Annotated in this window: 21 protein-coding genes and 1 riboswitch; of the genes, 20 read left to right on the forward strand and 1 reads right to left on the reverse strand. The window is 66.9% G+C overall.

The window, feature by feature from the left end:
- Window positions 1–10 precede the first annotated feature (10 nt).
- The 11 genes from lnt (at window position 11) to CRO07_RS07720 (ending at window position 12,483) form a co-directional block, all read left to right on the forward strand.
- Window positions 11–1,498 (forward strand): apolipoprotein N-acyltransferase, encoded by a 1,488-nt coding sequence (lnt, locus tag CRO07_RS07670; RefSeq protein ID WP_097030113.1) that lies wholly within the window; start codon window positions 11–13, stop codon window positions 1,496–1,498.
- A gap of 30 nt (window positions 1,499–1,528) precedes the next feature.
- Window positions 1,529–1,578, forward strand: a riboswitch (SAM-SAH riboswitch).
- Window positions 1,579–1,585: 7 nt separating this feature from the next.
- The gene (metK, locus tag CRO07_RS07675) at window positions 1,586–2,752 is read left to right on the forward strand and encodes a methionine adenosyltransferase (RefSeq protein WP_097030114.1); all 1,167 of its coding nucleotides are present in this window, start codon (window positions 1,586–1,588) and stop codon (window positions 2,750–2,752) included.
- Window positions 2,753–2,956: 204 nt separating this feature from the next.
- Window positions 2,957–3,112 carry a hypothetical protein gene (locus CRO07_RS18620; protein WP_176504511.1) on the forward strand — a complete coding sequence of 52 codons (156 nt, stop codon included), beginning with the start codon at window positions 2,957–2,959 and terminating at the stop codon, window positions 3,110–3,112.
- A gap of 371 nt (window positions 3,113–3,483) precedes the next feature.
- Window positions 3,484–3,867: a hypothetical protein gene (locus tag CRO07_RS07685; RefSeq protein WP_097030116.1), complete on the forward strand. Its 384-nt coding sequence runs from the start codon at window positions 3,484–3,486 to the stop codon at window positions 3,865–3,867.
- 3 nt (window positions 3,868–3,870) lie between these two features.
- Window positions 3,871–6,084, forward strand: a complete 2,214-nt coding sequence (locus CRO07_RS07690) for a NosR/NirI family protein (protein WP_097030117.1) — start codon at window positions 3,871–3,873, stop codon at window positions 6,082–6,084.
- On the forward strand, window positions 6,077–8,014 hold the full coding sequence (gene nosZ, locus CRO07_RS07695) for a TAT-dependent nitrous-oxide reductase (protein WP_097030118.1): 1,938 nt from the start codon (window positions 6,077–6,079) through the stop codon (window positions 8,012–8,014). The genes CRO07_RS07690 and nosZ overlap by 8 nt, the downstream gene beginning before the upstream one ends.
- A 2-nt stretch (window positions 8,015–8,016) precedes the next feature.
- On the forward strand, window positions 8,017–9,336 hold the full coding sequence (locus tag CRO07_RS07700; RefSeq protein ID WP_097030119.1) for a nitrous oxide reductase family maturation protein NosD: 1,320 nt from the start codon (window positions 8,017–8,019) through the stop codon (window positions 9,334–9,336).
- A complete protein-coding gene (locus CRO07_RS07705; protein WP_097030120.1) occupies window positions 9,311–10,195 on the forward strand; it encodes an ABC transporter ATP-binding protein in 885 nt (294 codons plus the stop codon). The genes CRO07_RS07700 and CRO07_RS07705 overlap by 26 nt, the downstream gene beginning before the upstream one ends.
- Window positions 10,192–11,013, forward strand: a complete 822-nt coding sequence (locus tag CRO07_RS07710; protein ID WP_097030121.1) for an ABC transporter permease — start codon at window positions 10,192–10,194, stop codon at window positions 11,011–11,013. The genes CRO07_RS07705 and CRO07_RS07710 overlap by 4 nt, the downstream gene beginning before the upstream one ends.
- Window positions 11,010–11,558, forward strand: coding sequence for a nitrous oxide reductase accessory protein NosL (locus CRO07_RS07715; RefSeq protein WP_097030122.1), 549 nt, complete (start codon window positions 11,010–11,012; stop codon window positions 11,556–11,558). Before CRO07_RS07710 ends, CRO07_RS07715 begins: the two co-directional genes overlap by 4 nt.
- Before the next feature lie 10 nt (window positions 11,559–11,568).
- Window positions 11,569–12,483 carry an FAD:protein FMN transferase gene (locus tag CRO07_RS07720; RefSeq protein ID WP_097030271.1) on the forward strand — a complete coding sequence of 305 codons (915 nt, stop codon included), beginning with the start codon at window positions 11,569–11,571 and terminating at the stop codon, window positions 12,481–12,483.
- Between the two features lie 115 nt (window positions 12,484–12,598).
- Here CRO07_RS07720 and CRO07_RS07725 read toward each other — a convergent pair whose 3' ends face one another.
- Window positions 12,599–13,912, reverse strand: coding sequence for a D-amino acid dehydrogenase (locus CRO07_RS07725; protein WP_097030123.1), 1,314 nt, complete (start codon window positions 13,910–13,912; stop codon window positions 12,599–12,601).
- On the opposite strand from CRO07_RS07725, the gene CRO07_RS18385 reads away from it, so the two are divergent.
- The 9 genes from CRO07_RS18385 to gap all read left to right on the forward strand — a co-directional run bounded on the left by CRO07_RS18385 (window position 13,911) and on the right by gap (window position 23,406).
- Complete coding sequence (locus CRO07_RS18385; RefSeq protein ID WP_141400044.1) at window positions 13,911–14,228, forward strand: hypothetical protein; 318 nt, start codon at window positions 13,911–13,913, stop codon at window positions 14,226–14,228. The genes CRO07_RS07725 and CRO07_RS18385 overlap by 2 nt on opposite strands.
- A gap of 261 nt (window positions 14,229–14,489) precedes the next feature.
- Window positions 14,490–14,828: a hypothetical protein gene (locus tag CRO07_RS07730; protein WP_097030124.1), complete on the forward strand. Its 339-nt coding sequence runs from the start codon at window positions 14,490–14,492 to the stop codon at window positions 14,826–14,828.
- A 45-nt stretch (window positions 14,829–14,873) separates the two neighbouring features.
- The gene (locus CRO07_RS07735) at window positions 14,874–15,962 is read left to right on the forward strand and encodes an ABC transporter substrate-binding protein (protein ID WP_097030125.1); all 1,089 of its coding nucleotides are present in this window, start codon (window positions 14,874–14,876) and stop codon (window positions 15,960–15,962) included.
- Window positions 15,959–17,008, forward strand: a complete 1,050-nt coding sequence (locus tag CRO07_RS07740; RefSeq protein WP_097030126.1) for a FecCD family ABC transporter permease — start codon at window positions 15,959–15,961, stop codon at window positions 17,006–17,008. Before CRO07_RS07735 ends, CRO07_RS07740 begins: the two co-directional genes overlap by 4 nt.
- A complete protein-coding gene (locus CRO07_RS07745) occupies window positions 17,005–17,742 on the forward strand; it encodes an ABC transporter ATP-binding protein (RefSeq protein ID WP_097030127.1) in 738 nt (245 codons plus the stop codon). Before CRO07_RS07740 ends, CRO07_RS07745 begins: the two co-directional genes overlap by 4 nt.
- A gap of 718 nt (window positions 17,743–18,460) precedes the next feature.
- Entirely contained in the window at window positions 18,461–19,456 is a 996-nt protein-coding gene (locus tag CRO07_RS07750) for a class 1 fructose-bisphosphatase (RefSeq protein WP_097030128.1), read from the forward strand.
- 3 nt (window positions 19,457–19,459) lie between these two features.
- The gene (locus CRO07_RS07755) at window positions 19,460–20,338 is read left to right on the forward strand and encodes a phosphoribulokinase (RefSeq protein ID WP_097030129.1); all 879 of its coding nucleotides are present in this window, start codon (window positions 19,460–19,462) and stop codon (window positions 20,336–20,338) included.
- Window positions 20,339–20,420: 82 nt separating this feature from the next.
- Window positions 20,421–22,394: a transketolase gene (gene tkt, locus CRO07_RS07760; protein WP_097030130.1), complete on the forward strand. Its 1,974-nt coding sequence runs from the start codon at window positions 20,421–20,423 to the stop codon at window positions 22,392–22,394.
- Window positions 22,395–22,404: 10 nt separating this feature from the next.
- Entirely contained in the window at window positions 22,405–23,406 is a 1,002-nt protein-coding gene (gap, locus tag CRO07_RS07765; RefSeq protein WP_097030131.1) for a type I glyceraldehyde-3-phosphate dehydrogenase, read from the forward strand.
- The last annotated feature ends 14 nt before the right edge of the window (window positions 23,407–23,420 follow it).

The raw sequence follows: 23,420 nt of genomic DNA on the forward strand, positions 1-23,420 counted from the left end.
CGGAGCCTGCATGGTCCTTTCCAGCCTTTCAGACCGCCCCGGCCGGCGCCTTGTCCTTGGCGGCGCGACGGGGCTGGCGCTTGCGCTGGGGCAGGCGCCGTTCGGGCTGTGGTGGGTGGCGCTGCCGGGCCTTGTCGCGCTGACCGCGCTGGTGGCCACCGCGCCCACCCGGCGCACGGCTGCGCTGACGGCGCTGTGCGGGGGGGCTGCGCATTTCGCACTGGCGCTGAGCTGGATCGTCGAGCCGTTCCTGATCGACATTGCCCGTCACGGCTGGATGGCGCCCTTTGCGCTGTTGCTGATGGCGGTCGGGCTGGCGCTGTTCTGGATGGCGGCGGGCTGGCTGTCGGGGCTGGTTGCCGCCCCGCGCCGGGCGATCGGCTTTGCGGTTGCGCTGGCCGCGGTGGAGCTGGCGCGGGGCTATGTGCTGACGGGCTTTCCGTGGGCGCTGGTGGGCCACATCTGGGTGGGCGCGTGGCCTGCGCAGGTGGCGGCACTGGCAGGGCCGTCGGGGCTGACGCTGATGACGACGCTGGCCGCGGCCCTGCCGGTGACGCTGCGCTGGCGTGGGCTGGCGGCGGGGGGGGCGATTCTTGGCGCGGCGGCGGCGTTCGGGGCGTGGCGGCTGGCCCAGCCGGACCCGGCCGCGCCGGGTGTCACGCTGCGCCTTGTCCAGCCCAATGCCGAGCAGAAGCTGAAATGGGATCCCGACATGGCCGCCGCCCATTTCGCCCGCCTGCTGGCCCTGACGCGCGACGGGCCGCGCCCCGATCTGACGATCTGGCCCGAAACCTCGGTGCCCTATCTGCTGGACCGCTCGCCCGGGCTGCTGGATGAGATCGCGGCAGCGGGGCGCGGTGCGCCGGTGGCGATCGGCATCCAGCGCAGCGAGGGTTGGCGGTTCTGGAACAGCCTTGCCGTCGTAGCCCCCGATGCGACCATTGCCGGGCTTTATGACAAGCATCATCTGGCGCCCTTCGGGGAATATGTGCCGATGGGCGACACGCTGTTTGCGCTGTTCGGTGTCCGGGCCTTTGCCGCGCAGGAAGGCTATGGCTATTCGGCGGGATCGGGGCCGGCGGTGCTGGACCTTGGGCCGGGTCTGGGCCGGGTGCTGCCCCTGATCTGCTATGAGGCGGTGTTTCCGCAGGATCTGCGCACGGACACCCGCGCCGAGTGGATCCTTCAGATCACGAATGACGCGTGGTTCGGCACCTTCAGCGGCCCCTATCAGCACCTGGCCCAGACCCGGTTGCGCGCCATCGAACAGGGGATGCCGCTGGTGCGCGTGGCCAATACCGGGGTCTCGGCGCTGATCGATGCAAAGGGCAGGGTGATGGCGGACCTGCCGCTGGGCGCGGCCGGTTACAAAGATGTCGCACTTCCTGCCACCTTGCCGCCTACGCCGTTCTCACAAAAGGGGGAATTGCCGGTTCTCTTTATTCTGGCGGTCCTCTGCGGCTTTCTGGCCCTGTCCCGCGGCCCTCGGCGCGCTTGACCGGGGGGCAGGCGGGGTGTAGCGCGGTTTCAACCGTCACAACGGCTTCCTGGCGTGACGGGGATAACCCCAACGGAGCACTTCCCAATGTCCCGCAAGAACTACGTCTTCACCTCCGAGTCCGTCTCGGAAGGTCACCCCGACAAGCTGTGCGATCGCGTGTCGGATGCCGTCCTCGATGCCTTCCTGGCCGAGGAGCCGAACGCCCGCGTCGCCTGCGAAACCTTTGCCACCACCAACCGCGTGGTTGTCGGCGGCGAAGTGGGCCTGTCGGACCCTGCGAAACTCGACGAGTTCATGGGCCGCGTGGACGGGATCGTCCGCGACTGCGTGAAGGATATCGGCTACGAACAGCAGGAATTCCACTGGCGCACCATCGAGGTGCAGAACTACCTGCACCGCCAGTCGGCGCATATCGCGCAAGGGGTTGACCGCGACGGCGCGGGCGATCAGGGGATCATGTTCGGCTATGCCTGCCGCGAGACGCCCGACCTGATGCCGGCGCCGATCCAGTATGCCCACGCCATCCTGCGCCGTCTGGCCGAGGTTCGCAAATCGGGTCAGGAACCCGACCTGCGCCCCGACGCCAAGTCGCAGCTGACGTTGCGCTATGAGGATGGCAAGCCCGTCGAGGTGCGCTCGATCGTGCTGTCGACCCAGCACGCGTCCGAGCATCAGACCTCGGATGACATCCGCGCCATCGTGGAACCCTATATCCGCGAAGTGCTGCCCGAAGGCTGGGTGACCGAGTCCACCGAATGGTGGGTGAACCCCACCGGCACCTTCGTGATCGGCGGGCCGGATGGCGACGCGGGCCTGACCGGGCGCAAGATCATCGTGGACACCTATGGCGGCGCCGCGCCGCACGGTGGCGGCGCCTTCTCGGGGAAAGATCCGACGAAGGTCGACCGCTCGGCCGCCTATGCCGCGCGCTATCTGGCAAAGAACGTGGTGGCGGCGGGTCTGGCCGATCGCTGCACGTTGCAGGTGTCTTATGCCATCGGTGTGGCCAAGCCGCTGTCGATCTATGTCGACACTCACGGCACCGGCAAGGTCGACGAGGCCGCGATCGAACGCGCTGTGGCCGAATGCATGGATCTGACCCCGCGCGGCATCCGCGAGCATCTGAACCTGTGCCGGCCGATCTATGCCCGGACCGCGGCCTATGGCCACTTCGGCCGCGCACCCGAAGCCGATGGCGGTTTCTCGTGGGAGCGGACGGACCTGACCGAGGCGCTGCTGAAAGCGGTTTGATCCCGGGCCTTTGACGCACGCCAAAGCCCCGGCGCGGTGATACATTCCGCGTGGTGGGACACGAGACAGGGCCGGATCAGCCGGCCCTGTTCTTTTTGATTTCGCCGGGTCTTCACGGGTGTCGTGCGGCAATGTCAGGCGCAGGGGCTGGTTTCGGCCGACACCGTCCACATCGACGCCAGTCTGATCCGGGCGGATGTCAGCATGGATGCGATGGTCGCGCGCCATCTGGATGCGGTCGAAGAAGCCAATGCTACCGAGCGTGATGCGCACACGAGCGGCAGGTTCAAGAAGCTCTGCCGCACGGACCCGGACGCGCCCATGGCGACGTGTCCTAAGGTTCCGCTGCGCCCGGCCTAAAAGCAGCACACAGCCTTGCGGGCGTTGCGGTTGACGTGGAATCGTGACCGGCGAAGAGCACGACACGGGCCGGTTCGAGGCGCGCCTCGACGTCATCGAAGATATCGATAGCGCGCTTTCGATAAGGTGTCATGCGGCGGGCCGACCGTGCGGGGGTGGGGCCTGAATCCCACGAATTCTGCGGGCCAGATTGCCGAAAACCTCGGGGTTTCGATGCCACATCAACACCTTCGCCGGTGTTCGGGCCGGACTGCCCAATTCCGGGCAGGCTTTCAGGCCCGGCGTGAAGGGCAAGCGCCGCACGGCAATAAGGATACAATTGTTTGACCTTTATCAACGTGAGCGATCCGGCCGACCTGTAGGCTTGCGACATGAAGTGCCGTTTGCCCCATCTGTGCCTTTGCCTGACGCTGGCCTTTGCCCTTGCGGCGATGCTGGCGTCGACCGCTTCGGCGGGCCTGCGGATGGCGGCCATGGGCCCGCTGACCGAGATGGTGATCTGCGATCACAAGGACGGTGCATCAACCATCCTGATCGATCGCGCGGGCCAGCCCGTCAGCCCCAAGCGCGACTGCTGCGACGGCCCCTGCGCCGTCTGCCTTGGCGCGGTGACCGCCGCCCTGCTGCCGACCGCGGCGCCCTTGGGTCTTGCGGCGGGCGGTGCAAGCCGGTGCCTGTCCGCGCCGCAGTCGGTGGTGGCCCCGCGGCCTGAAGCTGTCAACCGGGCCCGCGGCCCCCCGTCCGGGAAAGTCTGAGTCATGCGATTTCCGTCGGCCCCGTGCCGCATCCTGCTTTTGTGGATAGTCATCGCCCTTGCCGCTGCGGTTGTGCCGGCGGGGATGTCGCGGGCCGATGCGCCCTTTGTCACCGGGTTTGCGGCCGAAGTGCAGGCTGCGGATCTTGTTCCCGGCGCCGATGGCTATGGGCCGCTGCGCGAGGATCTGGCCGTCGTTCCCGTGCTGAAGGGCACCGAGACGATCGGCTATGCCTTTGTCACCTCGGATTTCGTCGGCACCACCGGCTATTCCGGCAAACCCATCCATGTGCTGATGGCGGTGGGGCTGGATGGCCGGGTGATCGGCGTCGAGCTTGTCAAACATTCCGAACCCATCGTTCTTGTCGGCATCCCGGATGCGCGGATCCGCAAGATGGTGGCGGGCTATATCGGCATGGATCTTGTGGCCGAGGCCGCCAAGGAAGGCGGGGCGCACCAGATCGACATCATCTCGGGCGCGACTGTCACCATCATGGTGATCGACGATTCCATCGTGCGCTCGGGGTTGAAGGTGGCACGCGCGCTGGGGCTGGGCGGGCTGACCGCGGTGGCCGCACATCAGGGGCCACGGTTCGAACCCGACCCCGACGCCGCCGCCCCGGCCGACTGGCTGGCGCTGACCGGCGATGGAACATTGCGCCGGCTGTCGCTGGATGTCGGCCAGATCAATGCCGCCTTTGCCGCCCACAGTGACCCACGCGCCGCCCAAAGGCCCCATCCGGGCGCCGAGACCGAGATGTTCGTGGACATGGTCGCGGGGCTGGCCAGCGTGCCGGGCATCGGGCGCAGCCTGCTGGGCGAGGCCGAGTTCTCCAACCTTTCCAACTGGTTGCAGCCGGGTGATCACGCGCTGATGCTGGCGGGGCGGGGGATCTATTCCTACAAGGGATCGGGCTATGTCCGTGGCGGGATCTTTGACCGGATCGTGCTGGTGCAGGGCGACGTCTCGATCCGCTTCCGCGACCGGATGCACCGCCGGCTGGGCGCCATCGCCGCCGCCGGCGCGCCGCGGATGACCGAGATGGACCTGTTCCGCATCCCGGCCGACTCGGGCTTCGACCCGACCGAGCCGTTCCGCATCCAGCTGCTGGTTCAACGCGAGGTGGGGCCGATCGAGAAGGTCTTTGCCACCTTCGACCTTGGCTATCGCCTGCCCGACCAGTATCTGCGCGCCGTGGCCCCCCCCGCCGCGCAGGCGGTGGACATCCCGTCCGAGACCGCCGCGCAGGCCGAACTCTGGCAGCGGATCTGGCGGGACAACCGCGGCCGGATCGTGGCGCTTCTGGCCATGCTGGGCGTGCTGACGGCGGCCTTCTTCTTCCAGTCGTTCCTGACCGCCTCGACGCGGCTGACCTTCTGGTTCCGGATCGGCTTCCTGTCGACCACGCTGGTCTTTCTGGGCTGGTATGCCAATGCGCAGCTGTCGGTGGTGAACCTGATGGCGCTGATCGGCTCGTTGCGCGACGGGTTCAGCTGGCAGGCGTTCCTGCTGGACCCGATGACCTTCATCCTGTGGTTCTCGGTTGCGGCGGCGCTGCTTTTCTGGGGCCGGGGGGCTTATTGCGGCTGGCTTTGCCCCTTCGGCGCGTTGCAGGAACTGACGAACCGGCTGGCGAAACTGGCCCGCATCCCGCAGGTGACGCTGCCGTGGGGCCTGCACGAACGGCTGTGGGCGGTGAAATACATCCTGTTCCTTGGTCTGTTCGGCATCAGCCTCGCATCCATCGAACAGGCCGAGCATCTGGCCGAAGTCGAGCCGTTCAAGACCGCGATCATCCTGAAGTTTGATCGCGCCTGGCCCTTCGTCCTTTACGCGCTGGTGCTGCTGGGGATCGGGCTGTTCGTCGAACGGTTCTACTGCCGTTACCTTTGCCCGCTGGGCGCGGCTTTGGCGATCCCGGCGCGGGTGCGGATGTTCGACTGGCTGAAACGCTATCGCGACTGCGGCAACCCCTGCCAGACCTGTGCCCGCGATTGCATGGTGCAGGCGATCCACCCGACTGGCGAGATCAATCCGAACGAGTGTTTGAATTGCCTGAACTGTCAGGTCCACTACCAGTCCAAAACCACCTGCCCGGTGGTCATCCGAAAACTCAAGCGCCGCGAGACGGCCTCGGCCGGGACCGCCGCGGTCCGCGAGACGCTTGAGAAGGCGATCCAGAACCATCCAAACGTGAAGGGAAAAACCCATGTCTGACAACGAAAAGGGAGGCATCAGCCGCCGGGGCCTGCTGGGCGCGACGGCAGGGGGTGTGGCGCTTGGCGCACTGGCACCGCGGGCGGCGATGCTGGGGGGAGGAGCGGGCCTTGCCACGATGGCGGGCATGAGTTCCGCCGCGGCCGCGGCCAAGATCCACCTCGCACCCGGTGAACTGGATGAATATTACGGTTTCTGGTCCTCGGGGCAGACGGGCGAACTGCGCATCCTTGGCGTGCCCTCGATGCGCGAGTTGATGCGGGTGCCGGTGTTCAACCGCTGCTCGGCCACCGGCTGGGGCCAGACCAACGAGTCGCTCAAGGTCATGACCGAGAACATGACCGAAAAGACCCGCAAGTATCTGGAAGCGAACGGCAAGAAGGTCCATGACAACGGCGACCTGCACCACGTCCACATGTCCTTCACCGAAGGCAAGTATGACGGCCGCTTCCTGTTCATGAACGACAAGGCCAACACCCGCGTCGCCCGCGTGCGCTGCGACGTGATGAAGACCGACGCGATCCTTGAAATTCCGAACGCCAAGGGCATCCACGGCCTGCGGCCGCAGAAATGGCCGCGCACCACCTATGTCTTCGCCAATGGCGAGGACGAGGCGCCGATGGTGAACGATGGCAAGGTGCTGGACGACCCGTCGCAATACGTCAACTTCTTCACCGCCGTCGACGCAGACAAGATGAAGGTGGCATGGCAGGTGATCGTCTCGGGCAACCTTGACAACACCGATGCCGATTATGAAGGCAAGTGGGCCTTCTCGACCTGCTACAACTCGGAAATGGGCACCAACCTCGGCGAGATGATGGAAGCCGAGATGGACCATGTGGTGGTCTTCAACATCGCCGAGATCGAAAAGGGCATCGCGACGGGCGATTTCATCGAACTGAACGGGGTGAAGGTGATCGACGGCCGCAAGGGCCAGAACAAGAACTACACCCGCTATATCCCGATCGCGAACAACCCGCACGGCTGCAACATGGCCCCGGACAAGATCCACCTGTGCATCAACGGCAAGCTGTCGCCGACGGTCAGCGTGATCGACGTGCGCAAGCTGGATGCGGTGTTCTATGACGGCGCCGAGCCGCGGTCCGTCATCGTGGCCGAGCCGCAGTTGGGCCTTGGGCCGTTGCACACCGCCTTTGACGGCAAGGGCAACGCCTATACCTCGCTGTTCCTCGACAGTCAGGTGGTGAAGTGGAACATCGAGAAGGCCATCGCCGCCTATAACGGCGACGAGGTCGATCCGATCATCCAGAAGCTGGATGTCCATTATCAGCCGGGCCATCTCAAGACCTCGATGGGTGAAACGCTCGAGGCGGACGGCAAGTGGCTGGTGGTGCTGTGCAAATTCTCGAAGGACCGCTTCCTGAACGTCGGCCCGCTGAAACCCGAGAATGACCAGCTTGTGGATATCTCGGGCGATCAGATGGTGATCGTCCACGACGGGCCGACCTTTGCGGAACCCCATGACGCGATTGCAGTCCATGCTTCGAAGATGACGAACATCCGTTCGGTATGGGATCGCAACGATCCGATGTGGGCCGATGCCCGCGCGCAGGCCGAAAAGGATGGCGTCAACATCGACGACTTTGTCGGCGAGGTGATCCGCGACGGCAACAAGGTCCGGGTCTATCTGTCGGGCATCGCGCCGGCCTACAGTCTGGAAAAGTTCACCGTGACCGAAGGCGACGAGGTGACGGTGATCGTGACCAACCTTGACGAGGTGGACGACCTGACCCACGGCTTCACCATGGGCAACCACGGCGTCGCAATGGAGATCGGGCCGCTGGCGACCGCCTCGGTCACCTTTGTGGCGGGACAGCCGGGGGTCTACTGGTATTATTGCCAGTGGTTCTGCCACGCGCTGCACATGGAGATGCGCGGCCGGATGTTCGTCGAGCCGAAGGCGGCCTGACGATGTTTCGCCTTGGCCTTGCGCTTTTGTGCCTGCTGGCCGGCCCGGTTTCGGCGGCCGAACGGCTGGTGCCGGCCGGGGCCGGGGCGCTGAAAACCGCCGTCGTCGGGGCCGACCCCGGCGACGTGCTGATCCTTGCGCCGGGCCGCCATGACGGGCCGGTGCATCTTGACCGGCCGCTGTCTCTGCGCGGGCAGCCCGGGGCGGTGATCGACGGCGGCGGGCAGGGCTCTGTCATCACGGTGACCGCGCCGGATGTGACGGTGACGGGGCTGGAGATCACCGGCTCGGGGTCCTCGCATGAGGGGATCGATTCCGGCATCCGGCTGCTGAAGGGTGGCGACCGGGCGCGGGTCGAGGGCAACCGGCTTCTGGGCAACCTTGTGGGTGTCGACATCCACGGCGCGGCCGATGCGACGGTGCGCGGCAATGTCATCGTGGGCCGCGACGGTGCCCGCATGAACACCCGCGGCAACGGCATCTATGTCTGGATGGCGCCGGGCCTGCTGGTCGAGGGCAACGACATCAGCCTCGGCCGTGACGGGATCTTCGTCAACGTCTCGGATCGAAATGTCTTTCGCAACAACGTGATGCGCAACCTGCGTTTTGCCATTCACTACATGTATGCCCACAATTCCGAGGTGACGGGCAATATCTCGATCGGCAATCACCTTGGCTATGCGCTGATGTATTCGCATCACCTGACGGTGACCGACAACCTTAGCCTGCGTGACCGCGACCATGGGCTGATGCTGAACTATGTCAACAACGCCGAGGTGGCCCGCAACCTTGTGCGCGGCGGCACCGGCAAATGCACCTTTATCTACAACGCCCACCGCAACGTGATCCACGACAACCGCTTCGAGGGCTGTGGCATCGGCATCCACTTCACCGCCGGATCGGAAAAGAACACCCTGACCGGCAACGCCTTTGTCGGCAACCGCACGCAGGTCAAACATGTCGGCACCCGCAGCGTGGAATGGAGCCATGCGGGGCGCGGCAACTTCTGGTCGGACCATCCGGCCTATGACCTGAATGGCGACGGGATCGCGGATGCAACCTTTCGCCCGAATGATCTGATGGACCATATCCTGTGGTCGCAGCCCGCAGCGGCGCTTCTGGTGGGATCGCCCGCCGTGCAACTGATCCGATGGAGTCAGGCCAGCTTTCCCGCGACCCTGCCCGGCGGCGTGCGCGATTCCCATCCGTTGATGTCGCCCGTGGCCATTCCCGTGCCCGATGACGCGGCCCGGCTTGAGACGGCCGTTCCGAACTGGCCGCAAGGAGAATCCTTCGATGCTGACACTCTTGCAGGTCACTAAGGCCTTTGGCGGGCTGACGGCCCTTGACGATATCAGCCTTGCCGTCGCCCCGGGCGAGCGTGTGGCGCTGCTGGGTCACAATGGCGCCGGGAAATCCACGCTGATGAAGATCGTGCTGGGGCTGATTGCGGCCGACAGGGGCCGGATCGCCGTGGGCGGTCATGCCCCCGGCAGCCGTGCCGCCCGCGCAATCACCGCCTATCTGCCGGAAAACGTGGCCTTCCATCCGGCGCTGACCGGGCTGGAGACGGTGCGCCACTATCTGCGCCTGCGCGGCGAGGATGCGCGCAAGGCCGGCGATCTGCTGGATCGGGTGGGGCTGGGCGCGGCGGCCGGGCGGCGGATCGGCACCTATTCCAAGGGGATGCGGCAGCGTGTCGGCCTTGCGCAGGCGCTGATCGGCCACCCGCGGCTGCTGGTGCTGGACGAGCCGACAAGTGGGCTTGATCCCGTTTCGCGGCGCGATTTCTATGCGCTGCTGGCAGAGCTTGCCGCCGAAGGTGCGGCGATCCTCTTGTCGTCCCACGCCCTGACCGAGGTCGAGGCCCGGACCGACCGGATCGTGATCCTGTCGGGGGGGCGGCTGATGGCCAATGATACGCTGGCCAACCTGCGCCGGCAGGCGGCGCTGCCGATCCGGTTGCAGGTCTCGGCCCGGCCGGGCGCGGCTGACGAGGTGGCCGAGCGGCTGAAGGGCGGCCGGCGCAACGGGGTGGTTGTCGATCTGTCCTGCGCGCCGGACGAAAAACTTGACCGGCTGGGTGCGATCACCGCGCTGGGGCCGATGGTCGAAGATGTCGAGATCCTGCCTCCCAGTCTTGAAGACCTCTACACCCACTACAGCCGGAGACCGTCATGAGTCGCATCCTTGCCTTTGCCGCGTCCGAGGCGCGGATCGCGATGCGCAACCGCTGGGTGGCCATCGTCACGCTGCTGATGGCGCTGTTCTCGCTGGTGCTGGCCGCCGCAGGCTCGGCGCCCACGGGCGAGTTGGGCATCGACCGGCTGTCGGTGACGGTGGCCAGCCTGACCAGCCTTGCCGTCTATCTGGTGCCGCTGGTGGCGCTGCTGATGTCCTTTGACGCCGTCGCCGGCGAGATCGAGCGCGGGACGCTGCCCCTTGCCCTGACCTATCCGGTGTCGCGGGCCGAGGTGCTCTTTGGCAAGTTCTTGGCGCATCTGGCGATTCTGGCGCTGGCGGTGGCGGTGGGATACGGCCTTGCCGCCGTGGCGGCACTGGCCGTCGACCCCGAGGCCGTGGCCGGCCTGCCCGCGCTGTTCCGCCTGTTCTGGAGTTCGCTTCTGCTGGGCGCGGCCTTCCTTGCCGCGGGCTATGCGGTTTCGGCCGTGGCGCGGCGGCCGGGGGCCGCGGCGGGCATGGCGATCGGGCTTTGGCTTGCGCTGATCGTGCTGTGGGATCTGGGTCTGCTGGCGGCGGTGGTGGCCGATGACGGTGGCACCTTTACCACGCAGGTCTTTCCATGGCTGCTGCTGGGCAATCCGGCCGATGCCTTCCGGCTTTACAATCTTGCGGCATCGGATGCGACCGCCGCTGCCGCCGGTGTGGGGGGCGCGGCCGCCGCGATCCCGCCGGTGCAGGCGCTGGCATCGGTGCTGATCTGGCCGGTGCTGGCCTTCGGTCTGGCCATCGCCGCTTTCCGAAGGGTCACGCCATGAAGCGCCTGTTGCTTGCCGCCCTTGTCCTTGCCGCCTGCCGCGAAGAACAGGCGCCGCCCTCGCCCGTGGCCCTGACACCCGAGGCGGTGGGCCATTACTGCCAGATGAACCTGCTGGAACATCCCGGCCCCAAGGCGCAGGTGCATCTGGATTTCGGCCCGCCGCTTTTCTTCAGTCAGGTGCGCGACGCGCTGGCCTATCAGCGCATGCCCGAGCAAAGCGCCGCGATCCGGGCGATCTATGTCAACGACATGGGCGCGCCCGGTGCCAGTTGGCAGGAACCGGGGCCTGCCAACTGGATCGATGTCGGGGCGGTGGTGTTCGTGACCGGATCAGATGTGGCCGGCGGCATGGGGGCGCCCGAACTGGTGCCCTTTGCCGCCCGCGCCGCGGCCGAGGACTTTGTCCTGCGGCACGGCGGGCAGGTGGTGACGCTGGCCGAAATTTCTGACGCGGCCCTTCTTGCGCCCGCCCCCGCACAGGGGGGCGACGATGCCGATTACCAGAAGATGCTGGGCCGCCTTCCGGCCCCAGATGCGGAGTGATCCCATGACCCTGCACCGCCGTCGTTTCCTTTGCATCTCGGCCGCAGCCTTCGCCACCGGTCCCGCGCTTGCCGCCGCGCCGCTGACCCGCATCCACGGGCAGGCGATGGGAACCGGGGTGCAGATCCTGCTGGCCCATCCCGATGCCGCGGCCATCGGTCAGCGTGCCCTGGCCGAGATCTCGCGGCTGGAGGCGATCTTCAGCCTTCATCGCGACTCGGCGCTTGTTCGGTTGAACCGCGATGGCCGCCTTGTCGCCCCCCCGCCCGAGTTTCTGGATTGCCTCAGCATTGCCGGGCGGCTGCATCGGGTGACGGGCGGGCTGTTCGATCCGACGGTTCAGCCGCTTTGGCAGCTTCATGCCGCGCGCCATGCTGCGGGCGGCCCACCCTCTGCGGCCGAGATTGCCGAGATGCGGGCGCGTGTCGGCTGGCAGCGGGTGCAGTTTGACACCGGCCTTGTGCAACTGGCGCCGGGAATGGCGCTGACGCTGAACGGGATCGCGCAGGGCCATATCGCGGACCGGGTGGCGGCGCTGCTGTCGGCCGAGGGGTTGACGGATGTGCTGGTGGATACCGGGGAACTGGTCGCCCCCGCCGGGCAGCCGGGCGGCGGCACCTGGCCGGTGACGCTGGCGGACGGGCAGGGCCGGTTCGCGTTGCGTGGGGCGGCGCTGGCCAGCTCATCCGTGCTGGGGACGAGCTTCGACGCGGGCGGGGCTTTCGGGCATATCCTCGATCCGCGCACGGGCCAGCCTGCGCCCGCACGCTGGCGGCTTCTCAGCGTGACGGGGCCGACGGCGACGATTGCCGATGCGGCCAGCACCGCCTGCTGCCTGATGGACCGCCCCGACATCGACCGGACGCTGGCGGCGCTGCCGGGGTTTCGGCTGGCTGCGCTGGTGCCGTATCCCGCCACGCTGTAGATGGCCGTGGGGGGCGTCCATCTCCACGGGGCCGCGGGGGTGTCGCGACAAATGGCTGACCGGCACGCCCAGCATGCGTGGGCAAGCCGGATGCCCTGCCGGCCTGCCCGCGCGCTCAGGCCGCCTGATCCGTCGCGGGACGCGGGAAACCGGATGGGCGCCGGATGACGGAACGTTTCAGATAACGGTCGATCCCGAGATCCGCACTTTCGATCTCGGGGGCGTGACCAGAGACAAGGTCGGCCAGAACGCGGGCCGATCCCGCGGCCATCGTCCAGCCCAGCGTGCCGTGCCCGGTGTTCAGGAACAGCCCCTTCACATGCGTCCGGCCAATGACCGGGGTTCCGTCGGGCGTCATCGGCCGCAGGCCGGTCCAGAAACTTGCGCGGCTCTGGTCGCCCGCGCCGCCGAACAGATCCTCGACCGAGCGCACCAGCGTCGCGCGCCGCTTTTCGTTCAGCGACAGATCGAACCCGGCGATCTCGGCCATGCCGCCCACGCGGATGCGGTCGCCTAGGCGCGTGATGGCCACCTTGAAGCTTTCATCCATCACCGTCGAGACCGGCGCGCGCGCCTCGTCCATGATCGGCACAGTGATCGAATAGCCCTTGAACGGATAGACCGGCAGATCGATGCCCAGCGGCCGCACCAGCGCCGGCGAGTGGCTGCCAAGGGCCACCACCACCGCATCTGCCGCCACCTCGCCGCCCGAGGTCACAACCGAGGCGACGCGTCCGCCCGTCACCACCAGCCGCTTGACCGCGGTGCCATAGCGGAAGGTCACGCCCGCGCTTTCGGCAAGCGCGGCAAGGCCTTGGGTGAACTTGAAGCAGTCTCCCGTCTCGTCCCGGGGCAGCCGCAGCCCGCCCGCGATCCGGTCGCGCGCCGCCGCAAGGCCCGGCTCGGCGGCAAGGCAACCCGCGGCGTCCAGCAGTTCGAACGGCACACCGCCCGCGCGCAGCACCTCGATGTCCTTGCCCGCCGCATCCAGGTGTTTCTGCGTGCGGAAAAGTTGCAGCGTGCCCTGCTGCCTTTCGTCGAAGGCAAGGCCGGTCTCGTGGCGCAGCGCGGTCAGGCTGTCGCGCGAATATTCCGCAAGCCGCACCATGCGCGCCTTGTTCACCGCATAGGCCGACGCCGTGCAGTTGCCCAGCATGCGCGCCAGCCAGCGGATCTTTTCGGGATCGGGCCGCGGCTGGATGATCAGCGGCGCATGGGCCATGAACAGCCACTTCAGCGCCTTCAGCGGAATGCCGGGGGCCGCCCAGGGCGAGGAATAGCCGGGGCTGATCTCGCCCGCGTTGGCGAAAGAGGTTTCCAGCGCCGCGCCCGGCTGGCGGTCGATCACCGTGACCTCGTGACCGGACCGGGCAAGTTGCCAGGCCGAGGTGACACCGATGACGCCAGCGCCAAGAACGACCACCTTCATGCAACTTCCTCCCTGCGGACATCCAAGCTGCGGGATATTATGGCGATTCCTGAAGAAATCTTTTGGTGAAGGTGACCGCGCCGGAGTCATCCAGCGCAAGGATCTGCGGCTTGTCGCTCGCCATGCCGAAGGAAATCGCGCCATAGCGTCCATGGACGCAATCGATCCCCGTTCGGCCGCTTCGGGGCGGCTTTCGCAGGGCACAGCGCGTCCCCCTAATGGCATCATCGCCGCGATCCGGGTCGAGAGTGGATCGCGTGTCGTCTGCGACATCCAGATCATGCGCCCCTCTGACCCACCGCGCCCGGATTTCTGACAATCACGCCCGACGGTCGCGCCCGATGTGTCGAGGCCCGAGGTCTGTGCCGCAGGATGGCGTGGTCGGAAGTTTGACGCTGCGCAAGCTTTTGCTTGGGCTGCGTGTTAGGTCTGTGTCATGGTCAAGGCGCGGCTCAGTATGGATCGGTTGGCGGCAGCCCTTGGCGGGCAGCCGCGGGCCGCAATCGGCGGGGGGGTTTGCGCAGTGCGGCGTGGCGGGCGGCCTTGGCGCGGGGCGGGCGCTGTCCAAGGCGGATGGGTGCGGGCCCTTCTGCTTGTTCTGGTTGCGTCCTTTGCGCTGCTTGGCTTCCGTCCGGGTGCGGCGCCGGTCGGGTTTGATGCGGCGGCGCTGTTTCCGGGCATGGAGATCTGCCACGATGGCCCGGTGCCGGAACCGCGCGACGCGGACAAAAGCTGCGTCTTCTGCCACCTGATTGCCGGGGCCTTGGCCGACCTGTCCGCGCCTGCACAAGGCGCGATGCGCCCCGTGCGCTTCACGCGGCTGAACCGGCCGCGTGGCACGGGTCTTCCTCGTCCTCGGTCGCTGCGGATCGCGCGGGCGCGGGCGCCTCCGGTTTCGGGTTCTGTGATCGCGTGAACCCACCGTGGCGCCTCGGCGCCGATCCGAACCTGGACACCAGACATGAAAACCACCCTTCTTCTGGGGGGCGCCTTCTGTGCGCTTGCCCTTCCGGCCCTTGCCGGGATCACGGTCACCGATCTGCGCGGCCGCGTTGTCACGCTGGATGCGCCCGCAAACCATGTTCTGCTTGGCTTCAACTACGAGGATTTCCTGGCCATCACCGGCCCGGGGGGCGAAAGCAGGATTGCGGCGCTGTCGAAAACGCCCTGGGCCGAGTGGCGCCCCGCCCAATGGGCGGCCTACACCGCGGCACTGCCGTCGCTTGCGGCCCTGCCCGATGTGGGTGACGCCGAGACCGGAACCTTCTCGGTCGAGGCCGCCATTGCCGCGGCGCCCGATCTGGCGATCCTTGCCGGCTGGCAGGTCGATGCGCTTGGCGAGGGCGTGGCACAGCTTGAGGCCGCCGGCATTCCGGTCGTGGCCATTGACTACAACGCGCAGACGGTCGAGGCGCATGTGGCCTCGACCCGGCTTCTGGGCGCGGTGATGGGAGAGCCGGACCGGGCCGAGGCGCTGGCCGCGCTTTATGCGGCGAAAATGGCCGACACCGCCGCCCGCGTTGCCCGCGCCGGCGACGGATCGCCCAGCGTCTATGTCGAACTGGCGCAGAAGGGGCCGGGCGAGATCGGCAATTCCTACGGCAAGGGGATGTGGGCCGGGGTGATCGAGGGCGTCGGCGGCGACAACATCGCCAAGGGCCAGATCGAGAACTGGGGGCCGCTGTCGCCGGAATATGTGCTGGCGCGCCAGCCTCAGGTGATCCTGCTGGCGGGATCGGAATGGAAGAACAAGCCCGAGGCGGTGCTGCTGGGCTTCGGTCAGGATGAGGCGCTGGCGCGGAAGCGCATTGCAGCCTATCTCGGCCGCCCCGGCTGGGCCGATCTGCCGGCCGTGCGCGAAGGGCGCGTCTTCGGCATCTACCACGGCGGCGCGCGCACGCTGTCGGATTTCGTCTATGCCCGCCATATCGCCAAGGCCCTGCATCCGGCGGCCTTTGCCGATGTCGACCCGGCGGCAGAGCTGGCGCAGTTCTACGCCGACTGGCTGCCGGTCAAGCCCGAGGGCCCGTTCGTGGTGCAGGTGCGATGACCGTTGCGCTTGCGATGCCGGGCCATGCGATCCGCCGCGAAACTGCGGGCCGGCTGGCCATGCTGGGCGCCGCCGCGCTGGTCCTGCTGGCTCTTGCCGTGACCGACCTGGTCACCGGACCCTCGGGGATGCCGCTGGGCAAGGTGCTGGCGGCCTTTGCCGCGGGCCCTGACGGCGCCGACCGCGGGGCGGCCACGATCCTGTGGCAGCTTCGCATGCCGCAGACGCTGACCGGGGTTCTGGTGGGGGCAAGCCTTGGGGTGGCCGGGCTGGTGATGCAGACGATCCTCGCCAATCCGCTGGCCAGCCCTTACACGCTGGGCTTCTCGGCCGCGGCGGGGTTCGGCGCGGCGTTGGGGATCATGTTCGGCGGGCTTTTGCCGCTGGCGGTCTGGATCGTGGTTCCAGCCTCGGCTTTTGCCATGACGCTGGTTGCCTGCTGCCTGATCTATGCCATCGCCCGGGCAAGAGGCGCCTCGCCCGAGGTGCTGGTGCTGGCGGGTATCGCCACGCTGTTCTTCTTCCAGTCGCTGCAATCGCTGCTGCAATTCCTTGCCGCCCCCGAGGTGTTGCAGCAGATCGTGTTCTGGCTGTTCGGAAGCCTTCTGAAATCCAGCTGGACCTCGGTTCAGGCGATCTTTCTGATCCTCTGTATCGCGGCACCGATCCTTGCGCGCGACGTCTGGAACCTGACCGCGCTGCGGCTGGGCGAGGCGAATGCGGCCAGCCTTGGCCTTGATATCGACCGGCTGCGGCGGCGCTGCTTTGCGCTGGTGGCGCTGCTGACGGCGGGGGCGGTCAGCTTCACCGGCACCATCGGCTTCATCGGCCTGATCGCGCCCCATGTCGCGCGGCGGATGGTGGGCGAGGATCACCGCTTTGCCCTGCCGGTGGCGGCGGTGCTGGGGGCGGTGCTGCTGGTTGCGGCCTCGGTCATCGGCAAGCTGATCTCGCCCGGGGCGGTGATCCCGGTGGGCATCATCACGGCAATCGCGGGCATCCCGATGCTGCTTGCCGTGATCCTGAAAGAGGGGGGACGGCGATGAGCCTTGACGTCGAAGGGCTTTCGGTGCGGCGCGGCCGGCGCGAGGTTCTGGCGCCCGCCAGTTTTGCGCTGCCGCCCGGCTGCGTCGCCGGCGTCGTCGGGCCGAACGGGGCGGGCAAGTCCAGCCTTCTGGCGGCGGTGGCGGGTCTTTTGCCCGCCGAGGGCCGCGTGCATTGGCAGGGGCGCCCGCTTGTCCCGCAACAGGTGGGCTTCCTGCCGCAATGCTTCGCCGTGAAGTCGCGTCTGACGGTTCTTGAATGCCTGCTGCTGGGGCTGCGTGAAAGCCTTGGCTGGCGCGTGCAGCCCGCGCAGGTCGCCGCGGCCGAACGGATGCTGGCGCGGCTGGGCCTGTCGCAGCTTTCGGATCGGCCGATGGAGGCGCTGTCGGGCGGCCAGCAACAGCTTGTGCTGCTGGCGCAGCGCCTGCTGCGGCGGCCGGTGCTGCTGATCCTTGACGAGCCGACCAGCGCGCTTGACCTGCACCATCAGGTGCAGGTGCTGCGCCACGTCCGGGCCCATGCCGAGGAAACCGGCGGCGTGGTGCTGACGGCGCTGCACGACCTGACGATGGCCGCGCGCTTTTGCGACCGGCTGCTGCTGATCGAAGCCGGAACCCTGACGGCCGAAGGCCCCCCGGCCGAGGTTCTGGACGAGCCCCGCGTCACCCGCATCTGGCGCATCGACATCGAAATCCTCGCCTCGCGCGAAGGCCACCCGGTGATCGTGCCGCACTGACGCCCGGCGGGTAACGCCATCAGGGCCTGTCCTTGTTTTTCGTCATCCAGGACAGGCCCCGATCGCGTTTCGTCGCGCACGGGTGGGCCGTGCGGTCGATGTCGGGCACCCGCCGATCCAGGATGCCGCTGACCATCCCCGCCCCATCAGCACGAAAACCGGCAGGAAGGTCGCGGCAGGCGTGATCTTGGTGGCGGGTTCGATGGCAGCCCTGTGCGCTGAACGGCCGCCCGCGCCGGTCTGGGCAATGACCGGTGCGGGAAGAATCCAAGGACTGCCGGTTCGAATGGCCCATCCGGCGGCAATTTCACACGGCCGTTGATCCGGCGCGCCCGGTGATCGGGCCTCGTCGGGCATCGCAGGGCCTGCCCGACCTGCGACATAGCGTCTGCGATCCGGCCTGCCATGCTGAGCCGCGACCGGCCCCGCCCGATCTGGTCCAAGGCCGCCGTCAGGGCGGATGCGGCAAAAGCACCGACGCGGGTCGCTTTTGCAACATGTTGATATAGATATGATTATCGCGGGTCCGGCCGCAATGCCCGCCCTGTAGCAGGCTGCGAACCCGGATCGAACCGTGGCCTCGTCAGTGTGAACCTGCTGGCGCATGACCCCACCCAGCCGGACAATTTCAATTTTTTTGAAGGCTTCTTGCTGATTTTCTAATATTCATGAACGCGATCCTGACGCAATTTCCGCCCCGACAACGGCAGGAGTGGCCATGGCGATCGAACTGGACGACCTCGGGCTGAGCCCGGAGCTTGCGGATGTGATGCAGCGTCTGGCGCGCGTGGGGGCGCGGATGGCCCGTATCATATCGCGCAACGGGCTTGAGGACGACCTTGCCGCGGGGGTTGGCACCAATGCCGGGGGCGACGGGCAGAAGGCGTTGGACGTCATCGCTGACGATGCCTTCCGCGAGGCGCTGACCGGATCTGCGGTGGCGTTCTACGCATCCGAGGAACAGGATGATGTGGTGACGCTGGGCGCGGGCAGTCTTGCGCTGGCGATCGATCCGCTGGACGGATCGTCCAACATCGATGTGAACGTGTCGATCGGCACGATCTTTTCGATCTTCCCCGCCGCCGAAGGCCCGAACGAAAGCTTTCTGCGCCGCGGGACCGAGCAGCTTGCCGGCGGCTATATCATCTATGGGCCGCAATGCGCGCTGGTCTGCACCTTTGGCCGCGGCGTGCAGCATTGGGTGCTTGACCTGGATGCACAGGTTTTCCGCCGTGTCGCGGATATCAAGCAGCTGCCGGCGGAAACCTCGGAATATGCGATCAACGCCTCGAATTATCGCCACTGGTCGGCGCCGATCCGCGCCTTCATCGACGATCTGGTGGCCGGTGCCGAAGGCCCGCGGGAGCGGAATTTCAACATGCGCTGGGTCGCCTCGCTGGTGGCCGAGACGCACCGTATCCTGATGCGGGGCGGCGTGTTCCTTTACCCTGGCGACGAGCGCAAGGGCTATGCCCGCGGCCGGCTGCGCCATGTCTATGAATGTGCGCCGATCGCCTTCCTGATCACGCAGGCCGGGGGCGGCGCCACCGATGGCAGCGAAGGCATCCTGACCGTGGTGCCGGATGCGTTGCACGCCCGCACGCCCTTTGTCTTTGGCTGCGCGGGCAAGGTTGCCCGCGTCACCGCCTACCATGACCTGCCCGGCGAAGAGACATCCGCGCTTTTCGGCCGCCGCGGCCTGTTTCGGAGCTGACCAGTGTCAAAAAAGTTTCCCATCATTTCCGTTGTCGGATCGTCCGGGGCTGGCACCTCGACGGTGAAAAACACTTTCGACCAGATCTTCCGCCGCGAGGGCGTGAAATCGGTCTCGATCGAGGGTGACGCCTTCCACCGTTTCAACCGCGCCGACATGAAGGCCGAACTGGAACGCCGCTATGCTGCGGGCGACGCGACGTTCTCGCATTTCTCCTATGAAGCCAACGAGTTGGCCGAACTCGAGCGCGTGTTCCGTGAATATGGCGAGACCGGCCGCGGCCGCAGCCGTCACTATGTCCATGACGCGACCGAATCCGAGAAATTCGGCGTGCCGCCCGGCCATTTCACCGATTGGGCCCCGTTCGAGGAAGGCACCGACCTGCTGTTCTACGAAGGGCTGCACGGGTGCGTCGTGAACTCTGAGGTCGATCTGACCAAATACGCTGACCTGAAGATCGGCGTGGTTCCGGTCATCAACCTTGAATGGATCCAGAAGATCCACCGCGACCGGGCGCAGCGCGGCTATACGACCGAGGCCGTCACCGATGTGATCCTGCGCCGGATGCAGGCCTATGTGCATTGCATCGTGCCGCAGTTTTCGGAAACCGACATCAACTTCCAGCGGGTGCCGGTGGTCGACACCTCAAACCCGTTCGTCGCGCGCTGGATCCCCACGCCCGATGAAAGCCTGATCGTGATCCGGTTCAAGAACCCGCGCGGGATCGACTTCCCGTATCTGACCTCGATGATCCACGGATCATGGATGAGCCGGGCGAACTCGATCGTGATTCCGGGCAACAAGCAGGATCTGGCGATGCAGTTGATCCTGACCCCGCTGATCGAGCGGATGGTGCGCGAGGCACGCCGCGCGCGGGCCTGAACCGACGGATAAAGCCTTGACATCATGGCGGGCCCATCCGGGCCCGGCCGGGAAAGATCTGGGCACAAGCAGGGAGAATGCGGTGAAAGACATGCAGATTTCACACGAGACGCGGATGGCCAACGCCATCCGGGCGCTGGCGATGGATGCGGTGGAAAAGGCCAAGTCGGGCCATCCGGGGATGCCGATGGGCATGGCCGATGTGGCGACGGTGCTGTTCAACCGCTTTGTCCTGGTCGATCCGTCGGCGCCGAAATGGCCTGACCGCGACCGCTTTGTGCTGTCTGCGGGCCATGGCTCGATGCTGCTTTATGCGATCCACCACCTGCTCGGCTATGCCGATATGGACATGGACCAGATCCGCGCGTTCCGCCAACTGGGCGCCCGCACCGCCGGCCACCCGGAATACGGCCACGCCGACGGGATCGAGGTGACGACCGGCCCGCTGGGGCAGGGCATCGCCACTGCCGTGGGCATGGCGCTGGCCGAGCGGATGAAGGCCGCGCGCTATGGCGATGCGCTGGTGGACCACTTTACCTATGTCATCGCCGGCGACGGTTGCCTGATGGAAGGCATCAGCCACGAGGCGATCGACATGGCCGGGCATCTGGGCCTTGGCCGGCTGATCGTGCTGTGGGACGACAACCGCATCACCATCGACGGCGATACCGAGCTGTCGACCTCGACCGACCAGATGGCGCGCTTTGCGGCCTCGGGCTGGCATGTGCAGGCCTGCGACGGCCACGCGCCCGACCAGATCGCGGCGGCGATCGAGTCCGCGCGCCACGACCCGCGGCCGTCGATGATCGCCTGCCGCACGGTGATCGGCTTTGGCGCACCCAACAAACAGGGCGGCCACGATGTCCATGGCGCGCCGCTGGGGGCCGAGGAAATCGCCGCCGCCCGCGCCTTTCTGGGCTGGGATCATCCCCCGTTCGAGATTCCGGCCGACATCTATGACGCGTGGCACGCGATCGCCGCGCGCGGCGCCGCCGCCCGTGCCGCATGGGAAACCCGGCTGGCCGCCAGCGCGGCGCGCGATGCCTTTCTTATGGCCGAGGCGGGCGACACCTCGGCGCTGCCTGCGGCCATCACTGCCTGGAAGGCGAAGCTTTCGGCCGACAAGCCCAAGGTCGCGACCCGCAAGGCCAGCGAAATGGCGCTGGAGGTGGTGAATGGCGCGCTGCCCTTCTCGGTCGGTGGCTCGGCGGATCTGACGGGGTCGAACCTGACGCGGTCGAAAGGCATGGTTTCGGTGAAACCGGGGGCCTTCGGCGGTGACTATATCCACTATGGCATCCGCGAACATGGCATGGCGGCAGCGATGAACGGCATCGCGCTGCATGGCGGCCTGCGGCCCTATGGCGGCACCTTCATGGCCTTTGCCGACTATTGCCGGCCCGCGATTCGGCTTTCGGCGCTGATGGGGGTGCCGGTGACCTATGTCATGACCCATGACAGCATCGGTCTGGGCGAGGACGGCCCGACCCACCAGCCGGTGGAACATCTGGCCAGCCTGCGGGCGATCCCGAACCTGACGGTGATCCGTCCCGCCGATGCGGTGGAAACCGCCGAGGCGTGGGAAGTCGCCATGACCTCGACCGCGACGCCGACGCTGTTGGTGCTGTCGCGGCAGAACCTGCCCACCGTGCGCCCCGAGCACACCGACGAGAACCTGACCGCCCGCGGCGCCTATCTGCTGCGCGACCCGGAAAACCGTCAGGTGACGCTGATCGCCACCGGGTCCGAGGTGGAACTGGCGCTGAAGGCCGCGGATCTGCTGGCAGAGGAGGGGATTGTCGCCGCCGTCGTCTCGGCCCCCAGCTTCGAGCGGTTTGCCGCCCAGCCGCGCGACCATGTGGCCAAGGTTCTTGGCACCGCCCCGCGTGTAGGCTGCGAAGCGGCGCTGCGGCAGGGCTGGGATCTGTTCCTGGGGCCGACCGACGGCTTCGTGGGCATGACGGGCTTTGGCGCCTCGGCGCCGGCGCCCGCGCTTTATCACCATTTCAACATCACAGCGGAAGCCATCGTCGCCGAAGCGAAGAACCGGATCTGAGGGAAGAGGGATGACAGTCAAGGTTGCCATCAACGGCTTCGGCCGCATCGGCCGCAACGTGCTGCGCGCCATCATCGAATCGGGGCGCACCGATATCGAGGTGGTCGCGATCAACGATCTGGGGCCGGTCGAGACCAACGCGCATCTGTTGCGCTTTGACAGCGTGCATGGCCGCTTTCCGGCCACCGTCACCACCGGCGCAGACTGGATCGATGTGGGCCGCGGCCCGATCAAGGTGACCGCGATCCGCAACCCGGCCGAGCTGCCCTGGGCGGACGTCGATGTGGCGATGGAATGCACCGGCATCTTCACCACGAAGGAAAAGGCTGCCGCGCATCTGCAAAACGGATCGAAGCGGGTTCTGGTTTCGGCACCGTGCGACGGGGCGGACAAGACCATCGTCTTTGGCGTGAACCATGCCACGCTGACGGCCGAGGACATGGTGGTGTCGAACGCATCCTGCACCACCAACTGCCTGTCGCCGGTTGCCAAGGCGCTGAACGATGCCATCGGCATCACCAAGGGCTTCATGACCACGATCCACAGCTATACCGGCGACCAGCCGACGCTGGATACGATGCACAAGGATCTGTATCGGGCGCGCGCGGCGGCGCTGAGCATGATCCCGACCTCGACCGGGGCGGCGAAGGCGGTGGGCCTTGTGCTGCCGGAACTGAAGGGCAAGCTGGACGGAGTGGCGATCCGGGTGCCGACGCCCAATGTCTCGGTGGTGGATCTGGTGTTCGAGGCCGCCCGCGACACGACGGTCGAGGAGGTCAACGCCGCCATCGAGGCCGCGGCCGACGGCCCGTTGAAGGGCGTGCTGGGCTACACGAAACAGCCCAACGTCTCGTCCGACTTCAACCACGATCCGCACAGCTCGGTCTTCCACATGGACCAGACCAAGGTGATGGAGGGCCGGATGGTCCGCATCCTGAGCTGGTACGACAACGAATGGGGCTTTTCGAACCGCATGGCCGATACCGCCGTGGCGATGGGCAAGCTTCTCTGACAGAAAGCCGGGGG

The sequence above is a fragment of the Cereibacter ovatus genome, from assembly GCF_900207575.1.
GTDB classification, from domain to species: Bacteria; Pseudomonadota; Alphaproteobacteria; order Rhodobacterales; family Rhodobacteraceae; genus Cereibacter_A; species Cereibacter_A ovatus.